The following is a 6642-nucleotide window of genomic DNA, read 5'->3' on the forward strand; positions in this document are numbered from 1 at the left end:
CGCAATGATGCAAAGGAAAAGTCGGATTCGGGTCATGCCCGCACCTCACACAAGGAGGGTGGCCATGGTCAAGTGCTCTGTTTGATCCAGTTACGTTCTCACCACTCTATTGCGCCGCAACAAGACGCCGCGGGTAGCCCGGACCCACTCTCCCCGCTATGCAATTTCCCGCACATGACGGGGTGATGACACCATGAGTTCGACGGAAGCGTTCCTGGCCTCCTTTGCCGCGATCCTGATCGGCGCGGCCGCCGGCATGGGCCTGAGGCGCGCCTTGCCGGCCGAATGGCTGGAAGGCGGCGCCAAGGAAGCCATCCGCCTCGGCGCCGGCTTGCTTTCGACATTGGCCGCACTCGTGATCGGCCTGATGATCGCCTCGGCGAAAAACACCTTCGACAACCAGAACAGCAATATCAGGCAGCTCGGCACCAATGCGGCGCTGGCCGATCAGATGCTGACCAAGTACGGGCCGGAGGCAAAGGCGGCGCGCACCCTGCTGCGGGAAATCATCCCCTCCGCCACCGCGCGCATCTGGCGGGAGAACAACGCGGGCAAAGGCCGCGAGCCGAGCTTCGTGGTCAGCGAGATGGCCGAACGCTTCTTCCGGGCCGTCGAGGGCCTCAATCCCGCCAACGCGGAACAGACCTCGCTGAAATCCCGCATCATCCAGATCACCACCGACATGGGCCGGACGCGGCTTCTCGTCTTCACCCAGGCCGACGACGCGATACCGCTGCCGTTCTTCATCGTGCTGGTGTTCTGGCTGGTGGTGATTTTTGCGAGCTTCAGCCTGTTCGCCGAGCCCGGGCTGCTCGTCATGATATCAACGCTGGTTTTCGCGCTCTCGGTATCGAGCGCGCTGTTCCTGATCGTCGATCTCAGCCACCCCTTCCAGGGCCTGATGCAGATTTCGAACCATCATCTGCAGATGGTGCTGCCGAAGGTCGAATGAGTCTATTGCGCAGCCGGCACCTTGACCTCCTGCGGCAGGATGAACGCCGCCACGATGACGAGCAGGCACAGCGCGCCGAACGCCTGCAGCATGGTGGCAAAGCCGCCCCGCTCGTAAAGCCATGCGACGAGGCCGACGGAGGCGCCGGCCGCGGTAAAGCCCACGAAATAGCGCACCGAATAGGCCCGCGAGCGCCATTCCTCTGTGGTGTATTTGCCGACCATGGCGTCGTTGACGGTGACCTGGCCGAATGCGCCCATCACGATGCCGATCGAGGCGATGATCAGCGGCAGGTTCGACAGCGTCGCCGCGAAATACATGAACGGCGCCAGCAGGAACGATAGCGGCAGCATCACCGTCTTCAGCGAATAATGATCGATCAGCTTGCCGATCGTATACTGCGTCATCGCGCCGAACACATAGACGCCGGCCGCGATGATCCCGAGCATGGCCGGGCTGCTGGTCAGGCCTGCGAGCCGTTCGGCGAACAGTTTTGGCATGGCGACCGTGATGGCGTTGAACGTGGTGGAGATCGCGATCACCACGATCAATAGCGCCAGCAGCACCCGCCACATGTCCCGCTTGGCGATGCGCGCCTGCGCCGCCGCCTGCCTGGTGCCGGTGCGATCCTCGTGCACCACCATCAGTGCGAAGGCGACACCAAGCAGGATGGTGAGGATTCCCGGGATGATGAAGGCCGCGCGCCAGCCGAAATATTGCCCGATCACGCCGGTGACCAGCGCCGAGGACGCCACCCCGAGATTGCCCCAGACGCCGTTCAGGCCCATCTCGCGGCCGAGCTTGTCGGCATAGGAGACGATCATCGCGGTGCCGACCGGGTGGTAGATCGAGGCGAACAGGCCGATGGCCAACAACGCCGCACCGAGTTGCAATGGCGTCTGCACGAAGCCGACCGAGATCATCGCAACCCCGATGCCGATGAAGAAGATCACCATCATGTGGCGGCGGCTCCAGCGGTCGCCGAGCCAGCCGGTGATCAGCGAGCCCGCGCCAAAGGCGACGAAACCGGGGGTCGCGTATGGCAGCAGTTCGGAATAGGCCATGCCGAGCGCCGGCCCCATGATGATGACCGCCGCAGCGAAGATCAGCATGGCATAATGGTCGATGAAATGGGCGGCGTTAACGAATGATATCACCCGGCTGGGGCTGTTCATGGTCGATTTCCGAATCCCGCACTGTTGCCAAATAGGTTATACGGGGTAGCTCTGACGGGATGTCGCCAATGAATATCGCCGAAAAGCCAATCGCCGCCATTATCGGGCGCCGTACCTCGACCGGCGACGGCATCCACATGATCGCCAACAGCTACGGCAAGGGCTTTCGGATCGAGACCCACATGCACCGGGAGGCGCAACTGGTCTATGCGGCGAAGGGCACCATGCAGGTGACGACGCCGAAGGGCCGCTGGCTGGTGCCGCCGGACCGCGCGGTGTGGGTCCCCGCCCTGTCGGAACACGCGATCGACGTGCTCGCCGATATCGAGATGCGGACGCTCTATTTCGAGCTGGACTGGCTCAAGCGCGAGGCGCGCAGCCACAGCCTGGAGGCGGAATTCGTGGTGCGGGTATCGCCGCTGCTGCACCAGACCATCCTTGCTCTGTTCGACGAGCGCGGCAACCGCGAGCGCACCGAGCTGCTGCTGCGGCTCGCCATGATGGAGCTCGACCACGCCGAGGATTCCGCGACCTTCATCCCGCTGCCGCGCGAGCCGCGCTGCCGCCGCGCCGCCCATATCGTGCTGTCAGACCCGACGGCCGACCACGAAATCGAGAGCCTGGCAAGCGAGGTCGGCACATCAGTGCGGACGTTGTCGCGGCTGTTTTCGGCGGAGACGCAATTGAGCTTCAAGAGCTGGTGCCAGCGCGCGCGGATTGCGGCGGCAATCGAGAAGCTTTCGACCGACACCGGCGTCTCGGTCAAGCAGCTGGCGTCCGATCTCGGCTATGCCAGCGTGCCTGCCTTCTCCCACGCCTTCCGCCAGGTCACCGGCAAGACGCCGACGGCGTTTGCCGGCAAGGGGTGAAAGCGACAACGCATACTTTAGAGGCATGACATATTTCGGTACAATCCCTACGCTTGATTGTGATCGGTACCGCTCTAAATTCGATGTAAGACTTCGCCGGACATCAGCTGGATTCGACCCGCCACATGGCCAATGCCTTCTTCTCCGATCTGCTAGCCACGATATCAGAACGCGGCCGCACGCTGCTGCGGCGCGCCGGGCCTTCCGACGACGGCCAGGACGCGTCGGATTTGATCGAATTGTGCGAGGCGTTGCTGTCGGGTCGCGGCGAAGCGACCGGCACGGCCATGGCGCGCGAAGTGCTCGACCGCTACCACGATCTCGACACCGCCGGGCGCGTCACCTTCTTCGAGGCGATCGCCCGTGATTTCGGTCCCGACCGCGAGAAGTTGTCGCAGGCGATCGAGAGCTGGCGCAACCAGCCGAACGACTCCGACGCCAGCGACCTTCACTTCGCTTCCGAGCCGCGGCGGCAGGAGCTGATCCGCCGGCTCAACCGCGCGCCGGGCGGCACCAGCGATCTGGTGGCGATGCGCACCGACCTGCTGGCCCTGATGAAGGCCAACAAGGATCTCGGCGCGTTCGACCGCGACATGGTCCATCTACTGTCTTCTTGGTTCAACAGGGGATTTCTCGTGCTGCGCAGGATCGACTGGTCGACGCCAGCCAATATTCTGGAACAGATCATCCGTTACGAGGCCGTGCATGAAATCCGCGACTGGAACGACCTGCGCCGCCGCATCGACCCGATCGATCGCCGCTGCTACGCCTTCTTCCATCCGCAGCTGAACGACGAGCCGCTGATCTTCGTCGAGGTCGCGCTGACCGAGGCGATCCCGACCGCGATCGCGCCGCTGCTCGCCGCGGAGCGCCAGCCGGTGCCGATCGAGCGCGCGCGCACCGCGGTGTTCTATTCGATCTCGAACACGCAGAAGGGGCTGGGCGGCATCTCGTTCGGCAGTTTCCTGATCAAGCAGGTGGTCGAGGAATTGCGGCGCGAACTGCCGAAGCTCGACACCTTCATCACGCTGTCGCCGGTGCCGGGCTTCATGCAATGGCTGAAGAAGGCTGACGACGTGCCGCTCAGCGCCGAGGAGCGAACGCTGCTGGAGGCACTCGACAGGCCGGATTGGTTCGAGAATGCCGAGCTGACCGCGCAGCTTCGCGCCGTGCTGGAGCCGCTGGCCGCGCATTATTTCCTGAAAGCGCGCACGTCGAAGGGCCGGCTGATCGATTCGGTGGCGCGCTTCCATATCGGCAACGGCGCGCGGCTGGAAAAGATCGACTGGCTCGGCGATCTCTCGCCCAAGGGCCTGCGCGAATCCGCCGGCATCATGGTCAATTACCTTTACCGGCTCGAGGACATCGAGAAGAACCACGAGGCCTACGCCAACCAGGGCGAGATCGCAGCTTCCAGCGCGGTGAAGAAGCTGCTCAAGGCCGAGGGGCGGCGGCTGCTCGACATGCGGCTGTCGTTGACCGGCGACTGATCGATTCGCCGCGAGAGCGGAATTCATGATGCCATGGCCTATAGCCCCGCGTCTTCCGGACCGATAAGCCCCGCCGAGCGGATCGACGCCATCGACGTCTTGCGCGGCATTGCGCTGTTCGGCGTCATGGCGATCAATATCGTCACGGAATTCCGCGTTTCAATCTTCGCGCAGTTTGTCTCCTATCCGTCTCCGGAATCGCCGGTCGATCGCGCGGTCGAAGCGTTCCTGTCGGTGGCCGTCGAGTTGAAGGCGTTTGCGCTGTTCTCGCTGCTGTTCGGGATAGGACTCGCCATCCAGTTCGATCGGCTGGCGAACAGCGGGCGCCGCGTTTTACTCCTCGTGCGCCGGCTCACGGTCTTGCTGGCGTTCGGGCTGGTTCATTTATGCTTGCTCTTTAACGGCGATATTCTCACCGAATATGCGCTGGCCGGCCTGATCGTTCTGCCAATCCTGTTCGGCCCGCGCTGGCTGCTCGCCGGCGCGGCGCTGGTGTCGCTCGCGCTGTATCTTGCGATGCAGGGCTTTCCGCCGCCCGGCCTGTTTCCCGACAGGGCCAGGATCTGGTACCAGGTGGTGGAAGCGACGCGCATCTATCCGACGGGCGATTTCCTTGACGTACTGGCGTTCCGCCTCCGCGAGCTTCCGTTCATCTTTCCGCTCCATGTCTTTATCATTCCACGCACGATCGGCTTATTTCTGGTTGGTGCGCTCGCCTGGCGGATCGGCATGGTACAATACCCGCCGCGGCGCCTGCTGTTTATCGGCCTGCCCTGCATCGGCCTTGGCCTGGCATTGATCCTTGCCGGCTTGGAGGCGCTCGGCACCATCGTGCTGGCGCTGGGCTATGCCGCCGCCATCATCGGCAGCGCCAGGCTTCCGCGCGGAGCGCGGCTGCTCGGATGGGCCGCACCGTTGGGGCGGATGGCATTCACCAACTACCTCATGCAGTCCCTGATCTTCGGCTGGGTCTTCTATGGCTACGGCCTCGGCCTGTTCGGCCGGATCGGTGCTGCGAGCGCGCTGACGATCGGCGTCGCCGTCTATATCGGACAGGTGTTCTTCAGTAGCTGGTGGCTGCGACGTTACCGCTACGGGCCCGTCGAATGGCTATGGCGCACGCTGATGTATGGCGAGCCGCAGCCGATGGCACTGTCATCGACGCCACAGCCAACGAGCGCGTGATCCGGAAAATTGGCTGGCCGTCACGCTATCTGTTCAGGTCTTGTACTCATAGAGCAAGCGGGCGCGGATGGTGCCCTCCAGCGCGCGAATATCGGCGAGCACGCGCTCGCCATCGGCGGCGGAGGCATCGGCGTCCAGCACCACATAGCCGACATCGTGCGCGGTCTCGTAATATTGCGCGGCGATGTTGACGGCATGACGCGCCAGCACCTCGTTCAAGCGCCCGAGCATGCCCGGCACGTTACGCTGCACCTGAATGAAACGCGTGCCCGTCGGCCGCGACGGCAATTGAACCTGCGGGAAGTTGACGGCGCCCATGGTCGAGCCGGAATCGCTGTAGTCGACCAGCTTGCGCGCGACCTCGGCGCCGATGCGCTCCTGCGCTTCCTCGGTCGAGCCGCCGATATGCGGGGTCAGGATGACGTTCTCCAGCCCCTGCAGCGGCGAGACGAAGCGCTCGGCGTTCGAGCGCGGCTCGACCGGAAAGACGTCGACCGCGGCGCCGCGAAGCCGGTTCTCGCGCAGCGCCTCGGCGAGCGCCTCGAGGTCAACGACCGTGCCGCGGCTGTTGTTGATGAAATACGCGCCGTGCTTGATGGCGCGAATTTCCTCGCGGCCGATCATCCCGTGGGTGGCGGCGGTTTCCGGTACATGCAGGCTCACGACATCGCTCTGCGCCAGCAGCTCATGCAGGCTCGCGGTCGGCTCGGTATTGCCGTGACGAAGCTTGTCGGTGTGATCATAGAAGATCACCCGCATGCCCAGCGCTTCCGCAAGGTTGGAGAGCTGCGAGCCGATATTGCCGTAGCCGATGATGCCGAGCGTCTTGCCCCTCACCTCATAGCTGTCGTTGGCCGACTTGTCCCAGCGCCCCTCATGCGCGGCGTTGGAGCGCGCGACGATCCGGCGCAGCAGAATGACGATCTCGCCGATCACGAGTTCGGCCACGCTGCGCGTGTTGGAGAACGGCG

The 6642-nt window shown here is 63.9% G+C and carries 6 protein-coding genes; 4 read left to right on the top strand and 2 right to left on the bottom strand.

The annotated features are described in order from the left end of the window. Positions 1 to 193: 193 nt before the first annotated feature. Complete coding sequence (locus V7E26_RS18245; RefSeq protein WP_324418545.1) at positions 194 to 952, top strand: bestrophin-like domain; 759 nt, start codon at positions 194 to 196, stop codon at positions 950 to 952. Positions 953 to 954: 2 nt separating this feature from the next. On the opposite strand, the gene V7E26_RS18250 is transcribed toward V7E26_RS18245, so the two are convergent. Continuing rightward, a complete protein-coding gene (locus tag V7E26_RS18250) occupies positions 955 to 2127 on the bottom strand; it encodes an MFS transporter (RefSeq protein WP_324418547.1) in 1173 nt (390 codons plus the stop codon). Between the two features lie 68 nt (positions 2128 to 2195). On the opposite strand from V7E26_RS18250, the gene V7E26_RS18255 reads away from it, so the two are divergent. The 3 genes from V7E26_RS18255 (at position 2196) to V7E26_RS18265 (ending at position 5671) form a co-directional block, all read left to right on the top strand. Beyond that, complete coding sequence (locus tag V7E26_RS18255; RefSeq protein ID WP_324418549.1) at positions 2196 to 2996, top strand: AraC family transcriptional regulator; 801 nt, start codon at positions 2196 to 2198, stop codon at positions 2994 to 2996. 125 nt (positions 2997 to 3121) lie between these two features. After that, positions 3122 to 4486, top strand: a complete 1365-nt coding sequence (locus V7E26_RS18260; RefSeq protein ID WP_324418551.1) for a malonyl-CoA decarboxylase — start codon at positions 3122 to 3124, stop codon at positions 4484 to 4486. Positions 4487 to 4519: 33 nt separating this feature from the next. Next, entirely contained in the window at positions 4520 to 5671 is a 1152-nt protein-coding gene (locus V7E26_RS18265; protein ID WP_324418554.1) for a DUF418 domain-containing protein, read from the top strand. A gap of 33 nt (positions 5672 to 5704) precedes the next feature. Here V7E26_RS18265 and serA read toward each other — a convergent pair. Next, on the bottom strand, positions 5705 to 6642 hold a 938-nt coding region (gene serA, locus V7E26_RS18270), incomplete at its 5' end, for a phosphoglycerate dehydrogenase (RefSeq protein WP_324418555.1).

The organism is Bradyrhizobium sp., assembly GCF_036735945.1.
Classification (GTDB): domain Bacteria; phylum Pseudomonadota; class Alphaproteobacteria; order Rhizobiales; family Xanthobacteraceae; genus Bradyrhizobium.

What these genes read in the sequence shown, in the direction of transcription:
- V7E26_RS18255 (WP_324418549.1), top strand. Translation starts at nt 2,196, where the DNA reads ATGAATATCGCCGAAAAGCCAATCGCCGCCATTATCGGGCGCCGTACC.
- V7E26_RS18250 (WP_324418547.1), bottom strand. Translation starts at nt 2,127, where the DNA reads ATGAACAGCCCCAGCCGGGTGATATCATTCGTTAACGCCGCCCATTTC.
- V7E26_RS18245 (WP_324418545.1), top strand. Translation starts at nt 194, where the DNA reads ATGAGTTCGACGGAAGCGTTCCTGGCCTCCTTTGCCGCGATCCTGATC.
- V7E26_RS18260 (WP_324418551.1), top strand. Translation starts at nt 3,122, where the DNA reads ATGGCCAATGCCTTCTTCTCCGATCTGCTAGCCACGATATCAGAACGC.
- V7E26_RS18265 (WP_324418554.1), top strand. Translation starts at nt 4,520, where the DNA reads ATGGCCTATAGCCCCGCGTCTTCCGGACCGATAAGCCCCGCCGAGCGG.